General features: G+C 60.2%; 13 protein-coding genes and 1 pseudogene. 10 read left to right on the plus strand and 4 right to left on the minus strand.

The window, feature by feature from the left end; genetic code table 11:
• Positions 1-219 precede the first annotated feature (219 nt).
• Positions 220-369, minus strand: coding sequence for a hypothetical protein (locus tag CP97_RS16285; RefSeq protein WP_161485440.1), 150 nt, complete (start codon positions 367-369; stop codon positions 220-222).
• Positions 370-592: 223 nt separating this feature from the next.
• Between CP97_RS16285 and CP97_RS05135 the strand changes: the two genes are divergently transcribed.
• The 7 genes and pseudogenes from CP97_RS05135 to mobF all read left to right on the plus strand — a co-directional run bounded on the left by CP97_RS05135 (position 593) and on the right by mobF (position 9,307).
• A complete protein-coding gene (locus CP97_RS05135; RefSeq protein ID WP_048885061.1) occupies positions 593-991 on the plus strand; it encodes a single-stranded DNA-binding protein in 399 nt (132 codons plus the stop codon).
• A 308-nt stretch (positions 992-1,299) separates the two neighbouring features.
• Positions 1,300-1,521: a hypothetical protein gene (locus tag CP97_RS05140; protein ID WP_048885062.1), complete on the plus strand. Its 222-nt coding sequence runs from the start codon at positions 1,300-1,302 to the stop codon at positions 1,519-1,521.
• Between the two features lie 346 nt (positions 1,522-1,867).
• Positions 1,868-2,359, plus strand: a complete 492-nt coding sequence (locus CP97_RS05145) for a hypothetical protein (protein WP_048884358.1) — start codon at positions 1,868-1,870, stop codon at positions 2,357-2,359.
• Between the two features lie 85 nt (positions 2,360-2,444).
• A pseudogene (locus tag CP97_RS16085) lies at positions 2,445-3,229 on the plus strand (IS5 family transposase).
• A gap of 462 nt (positions 3,230-3,691) precedes the next feature.
• A complete protein-coding gene (locus CP97_RS05160) occupies positions 3,692-4,021 on the plus strand; it encodes a hypothetical protein (RefSeq protein WP_048885063.1) in 330 nt (109 codons plus the stop codon).
• Positions 4,011-6,353 (plus strand): type IV secretion system DNA-binding domain-containing protein, encoded by a 2,343-nt coding sequence (locus tag CP97_RS05165; protein WP_048885064.1) that lies wholly within the window; start codon positions 4,011-4,013, stop codon positions 6,351-6,353. Before CP97_RS05160 ends, CP97_RS05165 begins: the two co-directional genes overlap by 11 nt.
• A 44-nt stretch (positions 6,354-6,397) precedes the next feature.
• Positions 6,398-9,307 (plus strand): MobF family relaxase, encoded by a 2,910-nt coding sequence (gene mobF / locus CP97_RS05170; protein ID WP_048885065.1) that lies wholly within the window; start codon positions 6,398-6,400, stop codon positions 9,305-9,307.
• Positions 9,308-9,511: 204 nt separating this feature from the next.
• Here the strand turns inward: mobF and CP97_RS05175 are convergent, their stop codons facing one another.
• Genes CP97_RS05175 through CP97_RS05185 form a run of 3 tightly spaced genes read right to left on the minus strand, consistent with a single transcriptional unit; the run spans position 9,512 to position 19,080 of the window.
• A complete protein-coding gene (locus tag CP97_RS05175) occupies positions 9,512-11,029 on the minus strand; it encodes a hypothetical protein (RefSeq protein WP_048885066.1) in 1,518 nt (505 codons plus the stop codon).
• 4 nt (positions 11,030-11,033) lie between these two features.
• Positions 11,034-12,821 carry a hypothetical protein gene (locus tag CP97_RS05180; protein ID WP_048885067.1) on the minus strand — a complete coding sequence of 596 codons (1,788 nt, stop codon included), beginning with the start codon at positions 12,819-12,821 and terminating at the stop codon, positions 11,034-11,036.
• Positions 12,805-19,080: an NACHT domain-containing protein gene (locus CP97_RS05185; RefSeq protein WP_161485441.1), complete on the minus strand. Its 6,276-nt coding sequence runs from the start codon at positions 19,078-19,080 to the stop codon at positions 12,805-12,807. The genes CP97_RS05180 and CP97_RS05185 overlap by 17 nt, the downstream gene beginning before the upstream one ends.
• A 447-nt stretch (positions 19,081-19,527) precedes the next feature.
• Here CP97_RS05185 and CP97_RS05190 point away from each other — a divergent pair, with 447 nt between their 5' ends.
• The 3 genes from CP97_RS05190 (at position 19,528) to CP97_RS05200 (ending at position 22,731) form a co-directional block, all read left to right on the plus strand.
• Positions 19,528-20,763 (plus strand): SH3 domain-containing protein, encoded by a 1,236-nt coding sequence (locus CP97_RS05190; RefSeq protein WP_082863725.1) that lies wholly within the window; start codon positions 19,528-19,530, stop codon positions 20,761-20,763.
• Between the two features lie 100 nt (positions 20,764-20,863).
• Complete coding sequence (locus tag CP97_RS05195) at positions 20,864-21,448, plus strand: hypothetical protein (protein ID WP_048885070.1); 585 nt, start codon at positions 20,864-20,866, stop codon at positions 21,446-21,448.
• Positions 21,445-22,731, plus strand: a complete 1,287-nt coding sequence (locus CP97_RS05200; protein ID WP_048885071.1) for a hypothetical protein — start codon at positions 21,445-21,447, stop codon at positions 22,729-22,731. The genes CP97_RS05195 and CP97_RS05200 overlap by 4 nt, the downstream gene beginning before the upstream one ends.
• The last annotated feature ends 300 nt before the right edge of the window (positions 22,732-23,031 follow it).

Below are 23,031 nucleotides of genomic sequence, written 5' to 3' on the forward strand. Positions count from 1 at the left end.
CGTGCCCCGCCTGAGTTCATGCCCGCTCCTAGGATTGCCTCCGACGAGCCGAGGGGCGGCAATTAGAGCGCAAAGCTGACGCAACCTAATCCGCTCTCGGATGTCTGCTTACCTCGGTCGCATTCCAGAAAGCAGCCTGACCGGATTGTCCTCTAAGGCAGTCATTCTCGTCCTCCCTCAATTGGCTGACAGGGTAGTCCCGGCCTTCTCATTTCCGAGTCAGCCCCCGATCTCGATGTGGCGTTCGAGAACGAGGAAGATCGGGAAGCTGCCCGCAACTTCATGGATCTCCTGGCGGCAACGGAGGGCGATGGGGCAGGCTGATTGCAGCAGGGTCTTGGCACCTTCAGACGCGCACCAGATACCCATCCGGCTTTGTTCGCGAACAGTCCTGAACCAGGTCAGCTGAGGACGGCAACCCGTTCCTTTCCGGCTGTGTTGGCAGCTGCGCTGCCTGCCCGCCCCACCCGTCATGAACAGGTTCCCCTTCGGCCTTACAGGCCTGCGGTGCAGTCCTCCCATGACCTGCTTCTTTCAGATGTTCGCAAGCCGGAGATGGTCTCCGGTTTGAGGAACTGAAGGAACTTTCATCATGACCAATATCGCAATCCTCACCGGCCGCATCGCCCGCGATCCCGATATCCGCGAGACCAAGGGCGGCACCAATGTCACCGGGATCACCGTCGTCACTGATCGCCCTGCGCGCGACAAGGATGGCAAGACCTACAAGGACGAGAACGGCTACACCGCCAAGGAAAGCGAGTTCCACCGGGTGACCTGCTTCAACGGCCTTGCGAAGACCGTCGGCCAGTACTGCTCCAAGGGCCAGCTGGTTTCGGTCCAGGGCCGCATCCACTACACTCAGTGGGAGGACAAGGACGGGGTCACCCGCTACGGTACCGAGATCCTCGCCGACAAGGTCGACTTCCTCTCCCGCGGCAATGGCTCGGGTGACGACAACGACAACACCGACGCTCCCGAGATCGACTGATCTCTCTCGTCAATCGATCCTCTGAAGGGGGCCCGTTGCAACCGAACGGGGCCCCTTCTTGCGTTGTTCAAACTCTCTGGCGGGGGAGGGGCCTGGCTCACGGTTGTCCCATTCTGATGGCCGTACAACCGGCGCGTCAAGGACGGCAGGGACCCACCATTTTGCCTCCCCTTCGCTGCGCTACGGTTCGACAAAATCGTTTCCCCTACCGCCGCTTCGCGGTCGCCCTTCAGGGCGATCCCTGACCCGCCGGTCGCACGCCCATCCGTCCTGCTCCTGCCGTCAACGGCAGACATCAGGAGGATATCATGGCTACGCAATTCCAACGCACTTCGACTTCGGATCGCTACTTTGCCGCGCTGGCTGTGGCAGAGCGTCGAGCACTGCACAGCTTCTTCGATCAGCATATTGTCGAGGACAAACGCCTTGGGTACTTTGCCCTGGACGAGGGCGACTACAACGCACTTCCGTCGCACCTTGCAGCGCGCGTGGTGCACACTATCCACGGGGCGATGTCAGACGAGTTCTGACCGCACTGACGGGGCAGGGACCGGCAACGGTTCCTGCCTTTTTTCTTGTTCGCAATTGCCGACAGTTGGCCAAGCTGGGGAATGAAATCTCGACGGTACGGGGCATGTGAAACCGCATTGAACATCTGACTGCGCCATGGCTATCTGGTCCCCATCACAATACTTACATCGTGAGCAATCCTGCCCTGATGATCATTGGAGTCCGACGTCTGAGAGCCAGTGCAGCACTGTCCGTAAGGGCGCTCTGTCGTTCATTTCGAACTAGGTTTCGTGGACAAAGGTTGCATACCAGCCATCTGTTGGTAAGTGAGGGAATTGAACAATTAATTTCTGTGGAGACAATCGAGTGCGTGGAGCATATTTGCTGATAGCTTTTTCGGCGGCGCTGGCAGCATGCGGGCAGTCAACCGATCAAACGGCATCTTCAAATGGCGCGGAACAAGCTCAGAATCGGTCGGCACCGGCTGCGGGCGAGAGCAATGGCGATTGGTCATCACTCAGCGAATATGTCGGTCAACATCCCGTGGATAGCAAATTTTACGACGAAAGCCCGATAGCGCCGCAACTCAGGAACCTTCTGGGAGACAAGCTGAACGTGCTGATGCAGAACAGCGACACAGCCGCCCCCTTGCAACGCGATGGCGAAGTTTTCTTCACGTCGGGCAACAAGGATAATGAGGGGGGTAGCGACGCATTCTATCTGCTCGTCGATCCGTCAGCCAAGGCTGTCGAGGTCGGCCTTTGGGAAAACGGCGAGTTGACCGTTTATAAGACCCCGGGTTCCGACATTCCGAAACCGCAAGATATCCAGACGACAATATCGAACACGGAGATGTAGACGTCGCTGTCGAGCGGCAGGAACGAAGAGCAATCCTTGACGCGTAACTCATCCGCTGATTCAAGACTATCTTTTGGAGGCAGTCTTGGGCGAACGGATTGGCGTTACGGATGAAGAGTGGGAATTAATCGAGCCGCTGCTGCCGCCGGAACGCGGTCGTGGCTGTCGCCCGGCGCAGCATAACCGGCCCTACTTCGAGGGCATGATGTGGATCGCGCGGACCGGGGCTCAGTGGCGGCATCTTCCCGACGAGTATGGCAAGTGGAACAGCGTGTTCAGACGCTATCGACGATGGGTTGCGACCGGAGTGTTTGATGCCATGCTCGAGACACTGGCCGAGCTGGCGGGCCGGGACACTTCCGCCGACATGATCGACAGCACGGTTGTCCGGGCACATCATTGTGCAGTCGGCATAAAAAGGGGACTCAGCAAAGAGAGGCGCTTGGCCGATCGCGAGGCGGCTTTTCCACCAAGCTCCACGCAAGATGCGACGCCAGAGGGCTACCGCTCGGCTTCGTGCTGACACCCGGACAGGCGCACGATGTGCAGGGCTTTGCTCCGCTGTTCCGCTTGATAACCGACCGGATCGAGGCTTTCCTGGCAGACCGGGGCTACGATGCCGATGCGATCCGCGATGAGATCGAGGCGGCAGGCGTCGAAGCTGTCATCCCGGCCAAAACCAACCGGCGCAATCCCGCCCCGCACGATCGTGCGAAATACAGGTGGCGCAATCAGATCGAGCGGCTGTTCAACAAGCTCAAGAACTGGCGAAGGATCGCAACCCGATACGACAAGACCAAGGAATCCTACCTCGGCTTCGTTGCGCTTGCTTCAGTCAAACTCTGGATACCCTTTGTCCACGAAGCCTAGTTGCAGGGGCTGACAGGGTACCGATCAGGGACAGCAGTTTCCGCCGAACCAAGGCCAGATTGTAGCCCAGAGAATTTTTCGGCCAGAATCTCGCGTTGTCCCAGCAAGGCCCACTTGCTCTCGCTCCTGAAATAATGGCGTAAATTCAATCTATTGAGCGGAACTCGCGAGCTACCGGAGACGTCCACACAATTGGGAACTTGACAGGCACACCGGACGCAGCGGGGCCGCCATTGTTCTTTTAATGTTCTCAATCGGTTGCAGTGCAAATTCGGTATGTGCATCGACCGATTTGACCGCAAATCGCGATTTGGATTCGCAAATTGGCAGCAAATCACCTTAGTCTAACATACTGGAATAGATAGGGAACTTTTCGTTTTCCTACATGGCCTTTCCTATTTAGTGTGATCCTCGCCTTCCGCAGGTCGAACCAGGCTTCTTGAGCACAAGGAGCTTGGAAAAATGCAACGTTACAGGGTCCTCCAGACCTACGTCCCGCCGCTGATTGCGGACTGGATTCTGGAGCAGTCAAACACCCGCGATACCAGCGTGAGTGTGGTCATTCGTGATCACCTTGTTACCGCATGGAACCGCGACAACGATAGCGCCGACCGTCCCGGCGGGAGCGATCCGGCACGCCAGCTGGTGTTCCTCACCACGGCGCTCGATGCGCTGCTGGCGAGCCATCCCGACGACACTCTGCGCAAGCGGACCCATGCCGCCTATCACCGCCGCCTGGCCCAGCTCGGCTTCATCCCTACGCGTGCGAAGGAGGCCGGCGATGAAGAATAGTATCGTCAACTTCACGCGCGGCACCCAGCTGCTGGGGCACTTCGGTTTCATGTTTGCAGCCGGCTTCAAGCTGCCGCTGATCATCACTGTACTGGTCGTGCTGGGGACCTGCTGGTGGCAGGTCAGCAGCGCGCTCGACGACTACCAGGCCTACCTGCTGTGGATGCATCTCTATACTTCGGGCTACATGTTCTTGGAGTTCGATCCGGCCAAGCTCGTGAACCTACGCCTGCCCGATGGCGACATGGTTGCTTTCCCCATGGCGGTGGTACGGGATTTCCCGCCGATGCGCGAAGCATGGGACCTGTTCTTCGCCACGGTGAAGCAGGCGGTGGTGCTCTCCACGGTGTGCCTTGTGCCGCTCATGGCACTCTTCTGGTGGGTCGCAGAGCACTTCGGTGAGAAGTCCAAAGCCAGGCGCCACCTGCGCGGTGCGCGCCTCGTCTCGCTGCCCGAACTCAAGACCGACATCGCGCGCCACAATCGCGGCAAGCGCGCCCTCGAATATGGCCGTGAGCTGGGCTGGAAATGGCGGCTCGCTGGTCGCAACGCATTGCAGGAAGCGGGGCTCTATGCGCCCGCGCATCTCGCTGGTGTCAGCTACCCGTGGCGGCAGGAACAGGGCCACGCCATGCTCGTCGGCACCACGGGCATGGGCAAGACCGTGGCGCTCTTCGAACTCGTCGACGAGATCAGGCAGAGGGGAGAACGCGCGGTCATTTTCGACCTCACAGGGGCCTTCATCGAGACCTTCTACGAGCCCGAACGCGACGTCATCCTGAACCCGCTTGATGCCCGCTGTCCGGCCTGGAGCGTGTTCAACGACTGCACCACCAGTTCCGAGTTCCATGCCGCTGCGGAATCGCTCGTACCCCATGACGGCGGCGGAGCAGAGCAGTTCTGGGTGCTCGCAGCACGTACCCTGTTCGTCGAGACCTGCCTCAAGCTCGTCGAGAAGGGCAAGGGCACCAACGCGGCGCTCGCAAGCGACCTGATGAACGCCAATCTTTCCGACCTACACCAGCTACTCGAGGACACAATGGCGGGACCGATGACCGATCCACAGGCTGCCAAGATGGCGGAATCGGTGCGCGCCGTGTTCAACGTGAACGCCAAGGCGCTGCAATTGCTGCCGACTGAAGGCAAGCACTTCTCGATCCGCGACTGGGTCAAGGGCGAGGGCAAGGAGGGATCGATCCTGTTCCTCTCGGCGCGCTATGCTGATCTCACCGTCCTCTCGCAGATGCTCACGCTGTGGCTCGATACGGCGATCAACACGCTGATGACCGGGCGGACCTCGTCTGACCTCAGACTGTGGTTCCTGATCGACGAGCTTGGCGCCCTCCATCGGCTCCCTTCGCTCGAGAAGGGCCTGCAGACCGCGCGCAATTACGGCGGCGCCATCGTCACTGGTGTGCATGCCTATGCCAAGCTGAAGGAGGTCTATGGAGAGAACATGGCGATGACCTTGTCGTCGCTCGCCAAGACCAAGCTCATGCTCGGTACGGCCGACCGCGAGACCGCTACCTGGTGCTCCGACACTGTCGGTCACCGCGAGGTTCGCGAAGTCGAAGAGAACCAGAGCTATGGGCATAACAGTGCCCGTGATGCGGTGAGTCTGACAGCCCGCCGCGAGATCGCACCGCTGCTGCTTCCCGACGAGTTCATGGGATTGAAGAGCCTGGAGGGTTACATTAAGTTTCCAGAGGGGCTTCCCACTGCACCCATCACGCTCGAGCCGCAGGACTGGCCCCGCGTTGCCGAGGGTTTCATCCCCCGCGAGATACCGAAGCTCGCAAAAACTGCCCCCCGACCGGTCGCTGACGAACCGGAAGACGACGATACCGGGCATCGTGGCAGCGACAGCGACGATTCCGGTGAACGCCGTCGCCGTGACGAGAAGCACCGCGGTCAGCAATTCGATAGCGGTCAGGAGAAGCGGACTAACCGGAGGTCTCGGAGTAAGCGCGCACAAGACCGTTCGCGCGAGGAAGCCCAGGACAAGCAATTGGCTGACGAGCATGTCAGGTCGGGTCGAAAGAGAGACACCGACAAGGCGCAGCGGCGCACCGACCAGGGAAGCAATCGGCAAAGCGAACTGCCGCTTGGCGCCGATAAGGATCGGGCGCGCGATGAGACCGCAAAGGGTCGGTCCGTGAAGAACGGTGAGGATAATGATCCGCACCGCGACAAAGCGAGCAGAGAGGGGCGCAATCGTGCGGACCAGGAGCGCCGTCAGCAGGGTCTGCTTGGTGGTGCCGCGCATGACAGGGACCGTGACAAGCCCGACCGGGACGAACCCGACGTGGGCGATATCGAGCCCGATATCTAATGCGTGGACGTGTGGCAGCAGTGAGCCGGTGGGAGGACTAGGCGATGCTCTCAATCGCCAATGTGCGTTCGCCCTCTGCTGCCGCCAGCTACTTTGCTGACGACAATTACTATGCCCGGGCCGATGCCGATCGGTCCGGGCAATGGGTCGGCGAAGGCGCGAAGTCGCTCGGCCTATCAGGGCGCGTCGAGACAATGCAATTCGATGCCTTGTTGCGCGGTGAACTCCCCGATCGAACGAGCGTCGGCAATCCCGGCCAGGCGCACCGGCCAGGGACCGATCTTACCTTCTCGCTGCCCAAGAGCTGGTCGCTGCTGGCTCTGGTAGGCAAGGACGAGCGGATTGTTGCTGCCTACCGCGAGGCGGTGACCGAGGCGCTCAAATGGGCCGAAAAGAACGCCGCTGAAACCCGCCTTGTCGAACGCGGCAAGGTCAAGACCGTGGCGACCGGCAACCTCGCCATCGGCCTCTTCCAGCATGACACCAACCGCAACCAGGAGCCCAACCTGCACTTCCATGCGGTCGTCGCCAATGTGACTCAGGGCAAGGACGGGAAATGGCGCACTCTCAAGAACGACAAGCTCTTTGCGCTCGGCACCCTGCTCAATTCCATGACGATGGCGCGCTTCCGGATCGCGGTCGAGAAGCTCGGTTACGAACCCGGACCGGTCGGCAAGCACGGCAATTTCGAGGCCCGCGGGATAACGCGCGAACAGGTGATGGCGTTCTCTTCGCGGCGCAAGGAAGTGCTCGAAGCGCGCCGTGGTCCGGGGCTGGAAGCAGGCAAGGTGGCCGCGCTTGCCACCCGTTCGCCCAAGCAACCGATCGAGGATCGCGCGGTCCTGGGTGAGCAATGGCACGCGGCTGCGCAGGCCATCGGCCTCGACCTCCCGCGACTGGTCGATACTGCCAAAACGAGGGCCAGCGAGCGCGATGCTGCCGACGCGAAGGCACCCAATCTGGTCGAGCGCGGCCTGGCGCTGCTCAAGGACTTTGCTGAACGCATCAAGGGGAAGGAGCGTGATCCGCTGGTTCCCGACCATGTCCTCAAGCGAGGTCCTCAAGAGATTGCGGCGGCTCAGGCCGCGGCATCGGCGGTGCGCCACCTGTCGCAGCGCGAGGCGGGGTTCGCGCGTGAAGACCTGTACAGGGCAGCGCTCGATTTTGGATTGCCGACGACCATCGCGCATGTCGAGAAGGCGGTGCGCTCACTGGTGCGTTCAGGCGAGCTGCTGCGGGGCAAGGGCGAGCACAAGGGATGGCTGGCAAGCCGCGAGGAAATCGAGCGCGAGGGGCGCATCCTCGCCTGGGCAAACGAGGGCAAGGGTGCAGTCGAACCCATCCTCCCTGAACGGCAGGCCGACGCCAGCATCCAGGCATCGGCTCTCGTCAATCAGGGCTTCAAACTGAACGAAGGCCAGCTAGGCGCTGCGCGGCTTATCCTGACTTCGCGCGATCGGACCGTGGCCGTGCAGGGCGTTGCAGGTGCGGGGAAGTCGAGCGTGCTGAAGCCTGTCGCCGATGTGCTGCGCGAGGAAGGACACAAGGTGCTTGGCCTTTCGGTGCAGAACACGCTCGTACAGATGTTGGAACGCGAGACCGGGATCGAGGCGCAAACGCTCGCGAGTTTCCTCAAGCGCTGGGGACCGATCAGCGAAGGGGAGGTCCGGTCCGGTCTCGATCGCGAGGCGAGCAAGGAACTTGGCGGCAGTGTCCTCATCCTCGACGAAGCCTCGATGGTCTCGAATGCCGACAAGGAGCAACTTATTCGCATCGCCAATCGCGTCGGTGCCCACCGGCTTGTCCTGATGGGAGACCGCAAGCAACTGGGTGCGGTCGATGCAGGCAAGCCGTTCGACCTCCTGCAGCAGGGGGGCATCGCGCAGGCGCGGATGACCACCAATTTGCGCGGCCGCGATCCGGTCCTGCGCGAGGCACAGGCGGCTGCGCAGGCGGGGCTGGTTCGCACGGCGCTCAATCACCTCAAGGGCAACACAGTCGAAGCCAAAGGGGATGGAGCGATTGTTGCTGCTGAGCGCTGGCTTTCGCTCTCGCCAGATGAACGGACGCGGACCGCGATCTATGCTTCGGGCCGCAAGATCCGTGCAGCCGTCAACGAGGCCGTCCAGACCGGCCTTGCTGCCAATGGCGAGATCGGCCCGGAAAAGCTTGAACTCGAGGTCCTCGACCTTGCCAATCTCACGCGCGAGGAGCTGCGCTACCTTGCCGCCTACAAGCCCGGCATGGTGCTCGAGGTCGCGAAACTTGAGCGCGCACTTGGTCTCAAGCGCGGCGAATATGCAGTGCGCAAGGTCGACGACCGGAAGGAAATCGTCGAGCTTGAGGACAGGCAAGGCAGGCTGCACAAGCTCAAGCCGTCGCGGATCGGGCGCACGGGCAAGGACGACAATCTAGCACTGTTCGACCGGCGCGAGCTTGAAGTCCACCAGGGTGATCGCATTCGCTGGACCAGGAATGATCATCGGCGCGGGCTGTTCAATGCCGATCAGGCTCGTGTTGTCCACATCGATGGCGATCGCGTCACTGTCGAGACCTCCAAGGGTGTCGAACAAAGGCTCGATAAAGACGACCCGATGCTGAAGCGTCTCGACCTAGCCTACGCTCTTAATGCCCATATGGCGCAGGGTCTCACCTCAGACCGAGGCATAGCGGTGATGGACAGCCGCGAGCGCAACCTTGCCAACCAGAAGACATTTCTCGTGACAGTTACTCGGCTACGCGACCACCTTACCCTCGTGGTCGACAGTGCTGCACGGCTTGGTGCTGCTGTCTCGAAAAACAAGGGTGAGAAGTCATCGGCGTTGGAAGTGACCGAGCGCTTGAAGGCGGCTGCACAGGCGGGGACGGGTAAGGCGATGGCTAAGAATGTCCCCAAAGCTACCGAACCGGAACTCGCCAAGGAGCGCAGTCGCTCCATGGACTTTGGGATATGATCAGGTACTTCCCCCGAAAAGACCGCTTAGCGCCTCAATTTCGGACATAGAAGACAATGCGCCAACCGCCTGAAAGCTGACATTCGATTGTTGCCAGATGCTGGTTAGGTCGTCTGACTGGGGCAGCCTCTCTGATTTTCGAATCCTTTGGGGCTATTACATCGTAGAGGCCGGCTCCTCACCCGTACGACCTCCCATCGGTCGTTAGATTGGGGGATCCTCCGCAATCAGCGTTCGAAATTCATCTATGCGTCGAAAAGGGATCACTCTCGGATTGAGTGTCACGACAGGAAAGCGGCTCAAGAGGAAGTGCCGCACTTTCGACAAACCAAGCCGTTCCTTAAGCAGGTGTTCTCGAGCTTCCTCTTTGGCCAGGGCCTTGCCGTAGTATCGATCAAGCCTGCAATTGTAACGCGCGAAACGAACAGGATCGGTCTCAATGCGATTAATATCGATGAGGTTGTTCTTGCACTGTACGTTGTAGATGACCTGATCTAGCGTCGCGACTACATCGAACTCTTTGCGGTTGATGCGCTTGACGTCGGTAACCGCAAATCCCTGTTTAGCGAGCGCGGCATTCACATTGTCTTCGAAGATAAAGCCCGACCGGATTTGAAAGCGCCGCTGGCGGTTGAGACAGGCAGTTTTCCAATAATAGAGGAATCGGCTGAGAAGGGTCACCGTCGAGATATGGGCGCCGTCTAACCTAATGAACGGCGCGATCGCATTGGTGCACGCAACGTAGTCCGCATCGTGATGCTCCAAGTGTCGGCGTAAGGCCCCGGGGAGCTCGGCCTCATCGGCGAGTTCAGTAAGACGGTCGGCCGGTAGTTTGATCAGATAGTCATCCTCACAGCAGGCCAGGCACGCTTGGACGAAATGCGCCATGGGGCCAAAATCAGTCTCCATAAGCGCAAATTCGGCATAGGCCGCCTCCATCAAACGGATATCATTGCGTAGTTCGGCAGCAGAAAAGATTAGGCGGGGATCGACCGGCTCCAGGGTGGCCATGATTTGCGCGCCATCCATGCCGGGCTGCACGTCCAAAATCCCCGCACGCTCAGGTTCCAGAAACATGCTTTCGAGCAGCTCGTACTCGTAATTGGCTGTGAAGCCGTTCGCACTCACGTTAAGTGCGAAATCGGGGAAAATTCGAGCCAACATTTGTTTTTGATGTAGGCCGGTAATCGTTGCACCGCTGTGTTCGACCAGAGGCAGAATAAAATTCAGCGTATCTATTCGCCCCATCTCTCGCGAGCCGCGACAGGCTAGCGGCATGGCGTAGAGCATCGCGACGAGATGGCGTCGGCGGGATTGAAAATATCCGATCGCGTGTGCGATGGTTTGAAATCCGGAGGCAACTTCGAACAGGCCGTGGGCACGAAAGGCTGCACCGATCGCGCTTGCCTGTATTACAGTGAGAAGAAAACGCTCGGCGAGACGCTCGCCAAATTGATCAATCAAGGCGCTTCGTATCGACGCCAGCGCGGTCGGGTCGAGATCGTCGAGACGAAAGGTTACGATAGCCTGTTCGAGAGCATCGTCCTCAAGGCCGAAGAGCGGCAGATTGATAAACTCTTCGATCGCGCGGATCGTATCGAGCCAAGCATATACACTGCTTTGGGCCCGGAAGGGCGCAAGCGCTTGGGCGATACCGCCACTGTGCGCTGCGATTTGCTGCTGGATAAGGGTTTCGGCTGCGGGGCCGGTGATCTGGTGCATGCTGCTAGCTGTTGCCGGCCTTGCAGTCGGGAGCTGGCGCCCCTTTTTTTGATCCGCCAGAGGGCTTGTTTTGCTTGGTGCGCCGTCGTCTTTTCGGCTTGGTTAATTTGGGCAATAGCACGCTTTGCCAGTCGATCTTCCTGCGCTGCGAGAAATCGGATTCGAGGGCGACGACGGCGGGAAGGCCCGGATGGGTTTCCACCGCACGGCCGATCCAATCCAGCGCTGCATCAAAGTCTCGCTCTTTGCGGCAGCGCTCCGCCAGCGCGAAGCACATCGCCGCGTCGAGCAGTTTCGGGGCGTGCAATCCGCCTGGTTTGGAACGCTGCTCGAAATAGCGCTCAAGCGTCTCCTTGTGGGTCTCGAGAGGCCATGCGTCGAGGGAACCGAATAGGGTCCCCATTACCAGTGCTTCGCTACTTGGTTCGCCGATCTTAGCGGAATGCTGTTGCAACAGGGCATCGAGCCTCTCGGATCGATCATCCTTTGACATCAGAGCCGCAAACAGGGTGTAAAGCGTGAGCAGTGTCGTCCGGTTGGCTGCGCCACTCGACTTCGCCAGTCGTTCGATGTCCGGATAAATCGGCCTCAGGTCGGTAATCGTGGCCTTTTGTTTACCCGCCAGAAGTGGCACGATCTGGCTTAAATGACCTTCCAAGCGTTGCCGCGCATCTTTTGCCTTTCGCAACGGCCTACCGACCCAAAGTTCGGGCGCGAGTGGCGCCATCACCACGCCTGATTGTTCCATCATATAATCGTATGGCTCGTGCTCGACCGTGTTGCCCGTGGCGACAAACGCCGAGATCACGTGGTGCGTCAGCCGAATAAGGCCTTCGAAGCTGAGCACGGGGCGGCGATCGACTTCGGCCACTTCGCGATGACCCTGCGCGAGGGTAAGGGCATCAGGCAGTTCGCGTAGGTTATGCACATAGCGCGAGCGATGCGCGTAGGCTTGCCTCAGCGCTTCTTCTAGTTCGTGCCGAGCAATGGCCGCGCCCGGTACGAGCCCGGAGGCCCTGAAATAGTCGCCGCCGACATGATTCAGAACGAATGCCCGGTAACGGCGCGCCAAGGAAGCATGCTCGGTGGATCGGATCGCCTCGCGAACGCCATCACGAGTGCGTGCTGAGGCTTTCGCCAGCGCCTTGTCGACCGGACCGCGCTTGCGCTCATCGACATCGTGCCAGTGCGTCGAATATCCGTCGAATTCCTGCGCGAGCGATTCAACCGCTGAAACGAAGAGCGTGTAGGCGAGTGCCAAGTCGTCCCGCATGCGATGGAGGCCAGTGACGAAGGTGCGGATAGCGCGCATCGCCGCCAAGAAACTCTTACGATCCAGTGCGATCAGCTGGTCGACAAACGCAGAGAAAAGGGCGATCTCGTCATCGCGAAGCGGCAGGCGCTCATCGAAATAGCGCAGCGCGAATTTGCTTGGCGGGTCGTAGGATGCGAACCCAGGCCCTTTGGAGGTCAGTCGTTCGACTACTGCGGCGTCGGGGGACACGATTGCCCGCAGGCCAAAGCTGGCGAGGGCGGAGAAATCGGTGAGAAAGGGCGCGATCGTGTGCGAGATCAGTATTCCCGGCCCGGCCTCAGCCGCCTCAATCCTTTCTTCGATCTCGTAAACGATGGCCCGGTTTCCGCGAATGCCGTCGGTTTCTCGGAGGGTTCCTGCGACGGTCGGGACATCCTTCCCGTAGCAGAGCTCCAAATTGGAGTAGAGCACGCCGCGCAGTTGATTCGTCCGCCCAACACCGCGCGTATAGAGCTTGCCGCTATTGATCTGCAGCATCGCTTGGAGCCCTCTCGTCGGAGGAGGTCTTGCGGCGGGCGCGGCTTCTGGGCCAGGCTTGACGGCGCGGACATCCCGCCGCTTCGATCGCCGTCAGTCGATCACCAAATTCGCCACGCTCATAATGGCCAAGGTTTGCAATGGCCGCGCGAACCGGCTTGGGCACCGCGTATAAGACCTCGAGGGGCTGGTCCGGGCGGACAATCAGCGCGAGCATCTGGTGTCGAAAGTGATCATCCTTGGGATCCTTCTCGATATACCGACGCACCTTGATCAGCAGGAGGAGCGCCTGCTGCTCAGCTTCGAGCAGCGGCTTTAAAGCATCCCATTTGACCGCAAGCCTAGTACCGCCTCGCTCGGTCGCATGGCGGCCATGCCCCCTGCGGGTTCCCCACGCGTTGGCGCGGAAAGTCCATTGATCGGCAGAATCTACCCATAGGCGCTCGAACGCATCGGCTTTCCACAAGGACATCTTTTCGACGGTTTGCGCGGAGGGCCGCACGCGCTGAAGCGCTGTCTTGAAACCAAAGGGGTCGCGTTCGTCGAGTTTTGTATACGCATGGTCATCGCTGCTGAGCCAGCGCGTGAGCAACTGCTTTTCGCGATTGTCGCGGCGGTCGAAACCATCATCTTGGTCAACAGGCAAGTAGGCGAAGAAGGGATCGGCCGAATAGACGGCATGAGCGACAGTGCGGGCCATGTCGCGCTCAACAAGCTGGGATCCGATGGTAACGTCGAGACCATCGATCGATTCCCAGCTGCCACTAACGAGGAAACTGCTTGGTAGATTCAGCGAATCATCGAAGCCAGCGAGCGGCAAGAGATCCAACGGATGGGAAGGCACCGAGCCTGTCTCGCTGGCGCCCGGCATATACGGAACGACCGATCGCGCGTCTTCCAGCGGGAACAAATCGGTTCCGTCCGCCAGCCACAGCCCATCGCTTCGCGACAAAGTTTTTTCGGCAAGCCAGCTCTCCCAAGGCGTTTCTTGCCAGCTATCGCCGATGATGGGCTTATCCGCGGCGAACTGTCCTGCGGTGAGCATAAGCGCGTGCCAGGCGAGATAACCACCATAGCGGTCAATATCGGGAAATGACGTCGAACCATAATTGCGATCGTCTTCCGATGACCAGCGAGGCCGAGGGCAATCGTACATGGTCTTGACCTCGGCATCGTAACGCCGAATCCAGTTCGTCGCTGCATCTTGTACGTCCCATTTGGGGAGGACGAACAATCTGCCCAGCGGATCGATCTGGTATTTGTCGAAATCATAATCGAAGCGGAACGGGGATGGATGTTCGGGCCGATCGGCCGGCCGTATGTCGTAAAAGCCGGGCCGGTGGCCGGATCGTGATACGCGCGGCATTGCAGGTACGTTCAGTGTCTCAAGCCAGGCAAGATAGGTACCCGGCTCCGGAATCGATCCGCTTAATGCAAGCGCGCGCAACGCCAGGATGGCGAAATGGCGACAGAGCGCGTGCGGGAAGCTTTCGCTCGTCGCGATGGCCTCAAGCGCGTTTCGATAAGGTAGAACCGTTGCGGGCGCATCGCTTGCCAAACGGGCGATGGCGATGAGCAGCCAGAGGCGCGCATGCAAATGAAAGAAAGGAAGCGTTTGATCTTGGAATGCGCCGGCGCCGGTGCGATCGATCCCTGCAACAAGCGCGTCAAGGAAGTGCGTCTCGCCCAGCGCCACCAACCGCCGAATGCTGTGCGCCGCTCGCCACCTACTTGCCGCATCGGGCGCTCCGAGGCGCATCCATAGAAGGTCTGCGACGATCGTGTCTTCCTCGTCGGTCGTCGAGAAGGTGCGCGTCCACGGTCCATCCCCGATCGTATCGGGCAGTGACTGCGTTGAATGTTCGGCATAGCGGCCCAAGGCGTCACCGATCGACGAAGCGCTTGCAGTTCTTGCCAGCTCGATCGCGCAAGCCATCCAGAAATCGCTGGAAACCTCAAGATTTTGGCCTGGTGTTGCCTTGAGCACAGCGGCGACAAGGCGTTCGCGCGCGCCACCTGCCAACCGTGCGACGCGGGACAAGGGGCGGCGCCAGCTATCCCCAGACCGAACAACTGCCCCAAGATCCCGCAGTGCAATGCCAAGGGCTGCTTCCTCCAGTTGCCCGTCAAGGGCTCGTGATTGGCCGGCCCATTGCTCCTGCGCCTCCTCCAGAAACGACAGCTTGTCGGCGAACGAGAGCTGTAGATCCTCGACGACGGTCGAGAGCAATGCTGTTCTCGGACCGGGTTCGGTGACGTCCGCCACGAATCCGCTGAGAATAAAACCGTCGGTCGGTCGATATCCCTCAAAAGCCGCGGCACCTTGCTCGATCGCTGCCCGCAATTCGTCTGCAGTGATGGCCGACGCCTTGCGAAGTGCATCGGGCGCGATGGGCTTCGGCCGCGCTGTGGGAGCCGTTTCGGCTTTAGTGCCCCGTGTCCTGTCGGCGTGCAGCGACACGATGCGCTTTCTGGCGGCTGCCTGCTCTGAAAGTTCGTCTTGGAACAATCTTTTCAAGCCGTTCACCGTCTCGCGGTGAGGCCGGGCGGCGTCCTCGCGATCTAGGTCGGCGACGATCATGTCCGCGAATACTTCGCGCAGGTGCCCGGGAAGGCGGACCATGATGGGTCTGGCCACCTCCGGGGGAAACCAGTTCCAAGTCGATTCAAAAGCGGCGAGCCCGAAGAGCCCTGCAGCGAGCGTTGGGCGTAGACGATCGCGTTCGACGAGTGCCTTCAACATCGGCGTTAGCGTCCATCCGAGGCCGACCTTGTCCCGGTCCGAGAGGCGGGCCATCGCTGCCAGTCCGCCAGTTGATCCAATGGCAGACATTGCCTTTGCGAAGTTGCGCCAATCGAGCGCTTCTGCTTCGTCGGGAAAATTGAGTTCGCACAAACGTACAAATTGGTGGACCGCAGCTGCCGGCAACGGCTCGCCGGAATATTGCGCAGCGAAGGTGATGAAGTCGCCGATCCGTTCCTGATCATCCGACCCGACCGCATCTGCGAGTTCCAGTCCGATGCGAAAATAGGGCCGTGCCTCGTCGGGCGATATCGGGAGGAGCGCGCGCGCAAGCATGCCGTAGGATTGGATCTGCTTGCTGACATCGGTGTCTGCGGCAATCACTCGCTCCGCTTGGCCGGCAAGCCGCAAGGCCGCCGCTTGAGTTTCCTTTCCACGGGCGAGCAACGCTGTATATCGCAGCCAATCCGATACGAGCTGGGATCCGGATTGCTCAAGGAAGGCGGCCAAGGCTTCGCCGCTGGCTTGATCGAGCGGAGCGCGGCATTGCGCAGCCCATCGGAGCACATCGAGACAAAGATGTCTAAGGAAGCGATCCTGATCGCGATAGGGATAGTTCGATGCGGATGTTATCGCGTTCTCTGCGCGCGCCAACGCAGCGGCGATCGCTGGCCCGGGTCTGTCCGTGGTCAGAATTGCTGCGACATCGTCGACCAAGGACGTGAGCGGCGCCAGACGGTGGGAGAGAAGGCGTTCCCAGCGCCTCGCTTCGTCGCTGCCCGGCAGCTTCCTTTTCCGTTTCGCGCGATCATTCTGGGCTTTTGTGAGGACGGCACGCAAATGGCGTTCGAAGGCGGCTGGTCCGCGTCGACGGATCGAGAGCGGTACCAGCGCGCACATCTCCTCTGGCACAATATCCGTAATCGCTGTCGATCGCCGCCGGGCTGCGGCAGCAATCGCAGCGCGCTTAAGGTGTCGCGAGACACTTCCGCCGCTCAGAGGCCAGGGATCGTCGATCTCATAGGTGCGTAGATCTGGAGCTGGCACATGCAAAACAATTGCTTGTGCTTCGCGCACCAGTCCCATGCCGATCGCCTGCCCACCGGCCGTGAGGAGCGCGTCGGACAGGCGGTCCTCGCGTCGATAGTCGAAATAGCTGCCTGGTTCGAATGGCTCCGGTTCGAGCTTCGCCAGGCGCGTGAGCAACCGGCACCTTGTATCGGGCGTGACTTCAATCCGCTCCAAGATCGCAGCGATTACGACCGGGGATTGAGTTCTGCACTTCGCCATTGCTGCAATCATCTTGTCGGCAGGCGCGCTCGCATCTTTCGCTTTTGCCAGCCGGTCGACAAACGCCAACATGTCGGCGGCAATTTTGAACGCATAGATATCGTTCAAGCCGGACAACCAGCGGTCGACCCTGACGGCCTTTCCGAGCAGCAGCTGGACGAATATCGCTTCGGCTTCGAGCAGGGCCAGGTCCTTATGCCCCTTCGATCTGCCTTCGCGCCGCTCGCGGAGGGACCAATTGAACCAGGTCAGAGCGCGATCGGATTCCAAGGACGCGCTGTGCATGTCTCCTGAGAAGGCGTCCAGCACGGCCAACGCGGAATGCCGGACACCTGGCCAGCCGGATCGGTCGTCTCGAAAGCGCCGTATGGCTTCGGGGTCCTCACTGAGAGCGACGAGATCTGGATGAGCGCGCAGATAGGCATCGCTGCGTTCGGAGGCGCTGGCAATGCGGGACGCTTCCACTGTGATCCGCGTCAAATCGTCAGTTCGCCCGCCGCGTGCGCACGCAGAGGCTGCCGCCTCGAGGCGAGCCAGCCGTATCGCGCGATGGGCCACGCGGCCGAGATCGGGGCTCGAGAGCGAATCGAATGCCAGCGTGACCAGAGTATCGATCTCGCCGACCTCCACCAAAATTCCAGGGAGTGCGCGCGCGGCGTAGATAGAACGGTCCTGCCTCGCTAGGAGACGCGCCACCAGATCGCTGCGTGCTACCGTGTCGGCCCCGATCATCTCGACGACCAAGGTTTCAGTCGGCTCATCTCGAAAGATCAGTCCGGTGAGTGTTGCTTCGATGAGAGGAAAGAGGTCCGCGACGAAGCTTTGCACGTCACCGGCGTCCAATCCCAACGCCGCGGCGAGTTCTTCGATTGGCACGGGCGGGGGCAACATCGCCATGCCCGCGAGCAGGCCGCGCGCTTCAGCTTGCGTGGCACCACGGGCAATCGCCTGCTCTTGGGCGGCGTCGATCTGTTCACGTAGAAGCCCTTCGAGTGTCTCACCCTCGCCACCTGGCCCCTCGATATCGAACGGCTCGCCGCGGCTCAGAAGATTGTCGAGCAAGCGCGGGTTGCCGGCCGATCGGCGCTGCAGGACAGTGATGTCGTTCTCGCTTGCGGTCGGAAATCTTGCTCGAACGAGACGTTCCGTTTCGTCGCGAGTGAAGATGGGGATCTCAAATTCGCGGCACCGTGCGTCGCCCTGTGCAAGATGGCGGCGATGACTACGGCACGATGCGACGACACGTATGCCGTCCAGAGGCGCTACGTTCAAACTCTGTAATAGGATTTGCGCGAAGGATTGGGTTCCCGTCCGCTCGGCCTGCATGCCGCAATGATCGATCGCATCGAGGATAAGAACGACGTGGGCGTCCGGCTTGAACGCCCGCAGCGCTTGCACGCTTGCACTAAGTCGGTCGCGAAGCGCACCGATATTGTCTTCAAGATGGCTGGCTGGAAGCTGGATATCGCACAGACCATCGGCCGCCAGCAGATTGGCGAGATGGGGCAGTGACTTGCGCGGCAAATGGCGGCCATCGGACGGCTCCCGCCACCTGCCCGCGCCGAATCCGTCGAAAAGCAGGACGCAATGCTGGTCGTCCAACTCGCGCGCAAGCGCTTGCATTAAGACGGTTTTGCCAACGCCTCCTGCAGCATGAACCAACAAGGCACGCGTATCGGCGAACAGCGCCGCAACGAGGTCCTTCAGGACCGGGCGCGATATCGGCGTTTCGATGGCGGGGAAGGCCGCCTCTACCGGATAGAGATCGCGTTCATAGGCGACGTCGAGCGCTCCGAGGACGTCCACCCGGCCGATGACGTTGTCATCTTGTCCGCGCATGCCGGCGCGATCGCGCACCAGCCTGCGCAAATTTGCCAGGCGAGCATGGCTCAGATTGTCAGTCGCCCCTGACCAGGACGCGAGTACTTTCAGATTGCCATGTTCGGTCGCGTCGAGCGCTTCGCCGGTTCCTATAAGGCTGAGTTTTCGGGTAAACTCCTGCAGAGCTTCGCCGTCCAGGCCAATCGCTTCCCGAAGTTGTTGGGCATGCCGTGCGACCCGCCCTTCCGCCGCGGTACCGGACCGCAACGCCTCGAGGGCAGTCATCGTATCTCGATCGATAGGGCGATTGGTGATCAGCGCAAATTTCGCAAGCTCGGGTTCGGCCGGTCGGATTGTTTCGATGTCGTTGTTGGCTCCGACAAACTTATTCAGGGTCTTGGACATTTCAGCAGCCCGCATTGGCTCATGCGCCGAGCTGACGGAGTACTTAAATTGCAGGGTTTCGATTTTGGTGGCGGATAGGATCCGCGATCCGCCGCGATACCGAGTGAGGTCCGCGATTTCATGGGCAGTCTGCGAAACATCCTCTGCTTCTTCGTGGGAAAAGCCCTCAATAGCGACTGCACTGAGATCGGTGTCAGGGGGAAGCAATTCGAGACAAAGGCGCGCTGCCCAAGCCTCGTGGAATTGGTGCCCATCGCGGGATGCCCGTACTACGTCTATTTTATCTGACTGTCCGCTCATTAGGTTCTCAAGTTCCCGCTAGAACGAAGATAGAACAGATGTGGATAAGGAACAAGTCGAAGGCCGACCTTATTGAGGAAGTCAAAAGGATAATTTGGGGCTCAAGATTCCTCATTCCGGAACCCTCCTAGTGCGAGCAACGTCACGATGGCGTGTAACTGGAACTATCGAATTCCGGCACGTTGGCTTTATCTGGTGCATAAACTACCCGTGGCAGACGCAGGCCGAATCTGCCATCCTTCAAAGATGACCTCGGATGATCCATTTGGCCGACGACCCCATTCGGTTGTCGAGGAGTTCTATCGCCGCGAAAAACAGAGAAGCGATCTGATTAAACAGGCGCTTGGCCCGACCTATGCGCTGCAACAGCAAATGAACGCGCTCAAACCGCATCTGGGCTTAATGTCCGAAATGCAAAACGCAGGCATACTTGGTGCCGTAGATCAGGCGCGAAAGCTCCATGCTGAAGAATTCAGGTCGCTCAACCTATTGATGTCCTCTCAAAGACTTTCAGGTGTCACCCAAGCTGCGATGGCATTGAGCCAGCACAATGACGGGCTGCTATCCAACATCCGAAACCTGTCGCGGTCCTTTGACACAGGCATCCTTGCGACGGCGAAAGCGCTGCAAGGCAATAATTCTGTCCTAGCTGCCGCAATGGCAGCTTCCAAATGGCAGGATCAATGGAAGTCGTTGGCGGAACAGCTTTCACCTGGCCTGCTAGCTCTGCGCGCGACTGCCGAACGAGCAATGATTCTCGATATGGCGACGCTCCGTGCAACGGCTGAGCATTTGCATGGTTCAGCGGCGTACATCGCAGCCCAACAAGTCATCGAAGCCCAAGAGTTGGCGGAAGCACTCACTCACGCGGAAACGCCGGATGAAAGTGCAAAGCTCTTTGTGGCATTCGTCGCCGCGATTGCGGCAATCTTCAAAGCTCTGGGAGACAACACGGTCGATGAGTTGCGGCGTCAAGGATTGCTTGGATTGCTGGTGATCACAATGACAATCATGGCGCTGCCGCAGCTTCAACCCGACCCTGGCATGACCGCCGAAGAACAGCAGGCATATTCAGAGCTTCAGGAAAAAGTCGATGATCTACAAGACAGCCTGCGGGAGCTTATCGAAGCGGAGGGAGAACTGAGCGGGGAGTATGTGGCTTCGCTTCCGAGAGGCGAATTGGCCCGCAAAGCCAACATTCGCTCTGGTCCTTCAGGTTCAGCGGCCCGCATTATGGTTGCCGATGCGGGAACGCCGATTGCCGTTGTGAAGAGCGAAAAGCGATGGAGACTTGTTGTCTATCGAGACCCTCTGACCGAACAACTCGCGCAGGGTTGGGTTTATGAGACGCTGGTTGCCATGGTGGGCGATGATCAGTCTTAAGCGATGCGGCAGGTTCATGTGATAATGATGAGGCAACGCTGCCTCGTCCCAGTGCTTAGAGCGTGAAAGTTTCGCCGGCGGGAGCGGAGGGGAATACTAGATGGTCAGCTTCAGCAACTTCCAGCGGCTCGATCCCGTCGCGCGGGATGTCGCGATCGAATTGCTCGCTAACGCGCAAGGGCAGCCGCCCTCGTTCATGGCATTCATGTACCGGTGGATGGCCTTCAACGGCTGGATGTCTGCGGTGACCCTGAAGGACACTGACAGGGAGATGATCGATGCGTTCGTGGCTGCTCCGCGGCTGATCGACGCCTTCGATCAGCTGATGGCCGGCGATCCCAATTTTCGGCAGATGGTAACCGAGTTCACCGCCTTGTGGCCCGTGCTCAACGTGCGCAGCGTGCGAGCTAAGCTCGGCTATGACGCGTTTCGCCAGCACGATCGCGCCGCGCTGCTGGCGCTCTGTGCGGCGGCGAATGTTAAGCAACAGCCCTCCGGCTGGGTCGCCGAAGGCCGTCCAAGCTGGGAGCAGCTACTGCGGACCATCTATCAGGTGCGTTGCAATCTCTTCCACGGCGAGAAGTCGCCCCAGAGCCTCCGCGACCGTGATCTCGTGCTTGCCTCGGATCATATCCTGGCGCACTTCATCGCGGCAACGGGATGCTTCGACTGGCACGATCATTGAGCAAGCTCGCGCTCTGGGCAGCCGACAAGACGGTGGCGCTAACCGGTCAGCGCCGCCATCTCCACAAGGGCGCCATGGTGGCCCCAGCCTTCACTGCGCCACTGCTGGCACCGCAGATCCAATTCGGGCCAACTGCCTTGGCCGCTGCGATCGCGCGCACCGCGACTCTTCGCAACGCGCCACCGGCCTTGCTCGCGCACATGAAGGACAGCGCGCTGAGCGAAGCGCAGATTCTGCTCGCCGACGGGCCCGGTTTTGAACTGTCGGACCTGCTATCAAACCTAGCAGACAGCGAGCGCACCCATTTCGCCTCGCGGGTCGGCGCAGGCATCACCGATCTCTATATGAACGCGTTGGGCTATGGCTGGCGCGACAATGCGGCCTGCCTGTCGTCATCGCTCGAGCCTCATGCCGATTTCCTCTATCATGGCGGCGCCGCGCTCGGTCACGGCATCGTGCTGGCCGAGGCACGCGGCTCGTTCGCCGCGAAGGCCAGCGACGCCAAGATGGCGGCGGAGGCGCAGCGTAAATATCTGCGTCAGGTCCGACCCTATATCGGTGCGGCCTCACCCCACGGCCAGGTCATCCACGGCTACTCGATCGCGTTCGGTGCACGTCCGGGGATCGCCGGGGCCTTCCTGCGGCTGTCGCAGACATTGCGCCCCAAGGCCAAGCCCACCAAGCCCCCCGTGCCGGCCCCGGCGCCGGGAGCGTCGAACCCCGTGCCGGCAGCGATGGCGCTGGCGACGTACCGCTCGAGCTTCATTCTCATGGATACGCTGCCGGTCGCCGGCTGGATCGACTGGCTCAGTGGCGACCACGATTTGCCGGAAGACGCTGAACCTGTGACCTTCTTCAGGTTCGATTATGCGGGCCGGTCATTTCTTGCCTCGATCGACGCGCTGGCACCGTATCGATCTCCCTATCTTTGGCTCGACGAGCTCCATGACCATCCGTTCTGGCGTCACCGCTGGGAGCGGCGCTGGGCGAGCGGCCCGCCGCCGCTCTATATGTTCGCCATCGAGGAGAAAGCAGGCACCGCGTTTCTCGACGCATTGACCGGCATGATACGCTTCGGCCCTCGTGAACGGCCCGAAACCCTGGAATTGCCGGTGAACGATCTTGCGGGCTTTGCCGCCGGCGGCGCGGAACCGGCCGGACGACGCACGGGCGAGGACTACGACTATGCGCTGTTCCGCGACGGTCTCGCCTTGCTGGCGGGGCCACCGCCGGGGAAGCTGACGGGTATTCGGACTTGGCATCCGAAAGAAGGATTAACCTGAGGATTGCGCGAGGCACGGAGCGCGGATGGGCGTAGTTTTGGCATTCAACGAGTGAAGTAGGTCAGGCTCGGCTCGTCGGCCAACGATAGAAGTTCATCCCCGGCAAGTTTCAGTCGTCATTCGTCCTAGCAAGAAACTTGCGGCCGCTTTCTCCAGTGTCTCGTCGCAAAGCCGCCTTTCCGCTTTCGGCCCAGGAGTAGGCGCTAAATTGGCTCGGAGCCTTCCTTTGCTTGTGGCGATACTTCACGCAACCATGCGCAAAGGTGTCCGAAATTTGCATGTATTTTTCGGACACCCGCC

Origin of the sequence: Aurantiacibacter atlanticus, from assembly GCF_001077815.2 — a bacterium.
Classification (GTDB): Bacteria; Pseudomonadota; Alphaproteobacteria; order Sphingomonadales; family Sphingomonadaceae; genus Alteraurantiacibacter; species Alteraurantiacibacter atlanticus.

What these genes read in the sequence shown, in the direction of transcription:
- CP97_RS05195 (WP_048885070.1), top strand. Translation starts at nt 20,864, where the DNA reads ATGGTCAGCTTCAGCAACTTCCAGCGGCTCGATCCCGTCGCGCGGGAT.
- CP97_RS05140 (WP_048885062.1), top strand. Translation starts at nt 1,300, where the DNA reads ATGGCTACGCAATTCCAACGCACTTCGACTTCGGATCGCTACTTTGCC.
- mobF (WP_048885065.1), top strand. Translation starts at nt 6,398, where the DNA reads ATGCTCTCAATCGCCAATGTGCGTTCGCCCTCTGCTGCCGCCAGCTAC.
- CP97_RS05180 (WP_048885067.1), bottom strand. Translation starts at nt 12,821, where the DNA reads ATGCTGCAGATCAATAGCGGCAAGCTCTATACGCGCGGTGTTGGGCGG.
- CP97_RS16285 (WP_161485440.1), bottom strand. Translation starts at nt 369, where the DNA reads ATGGGTATCTGGTGCGCGTCTGAAGGTGCCAAGACCCTGCTGCAATCA.
- CP97_RS05190 (WP_082863725.1), top strand. Translation starts at nt 19,528, where the DNA reads ATGGCGTGTAACTGGAACTATCGAATTCCGGCACGTTGGCTTTATCTG.
- CP97_RS05175 (WP_048885066.1), bottom strand. Translation starts at nt 11,029, where the DNA reads ATGCACCAGATCACCGGCCCCGCAGCCGAAACCCTTATCCAGCAGCAA.
- CP97_RS05160 (WP_048885063.1), top strand. Translation starts at nt 3,692, where the DNA reads ATGCAACGTTACAGGGTCCTCCAGACCTACGTCCCGCCGCTGATTGCG.
- CP97_RS05135 (WP_048885061.1), top strand. Translation starts at nt 593, where the DNA reads ATGACCAATATCGCAATCCTCACCGGCCGCATCGCCCGCGATCCCGAT.
- CP97_RS05165 (WP_048885064.1), top strand. Translation starts at nt 4,011, where the DNA reads ATGAAGAATAGTATCGTCAACTTCACGCGCGGCACCCAGCTGCTGGGG.
- CP97_RS05185 (WP_161485441.1), bottom strand. Translation starts at nt 19,080, where the DNA reads ATGTCCAAGACCCTGAATAAGTTTGTCGGAGCCAACAACGACATCGAA.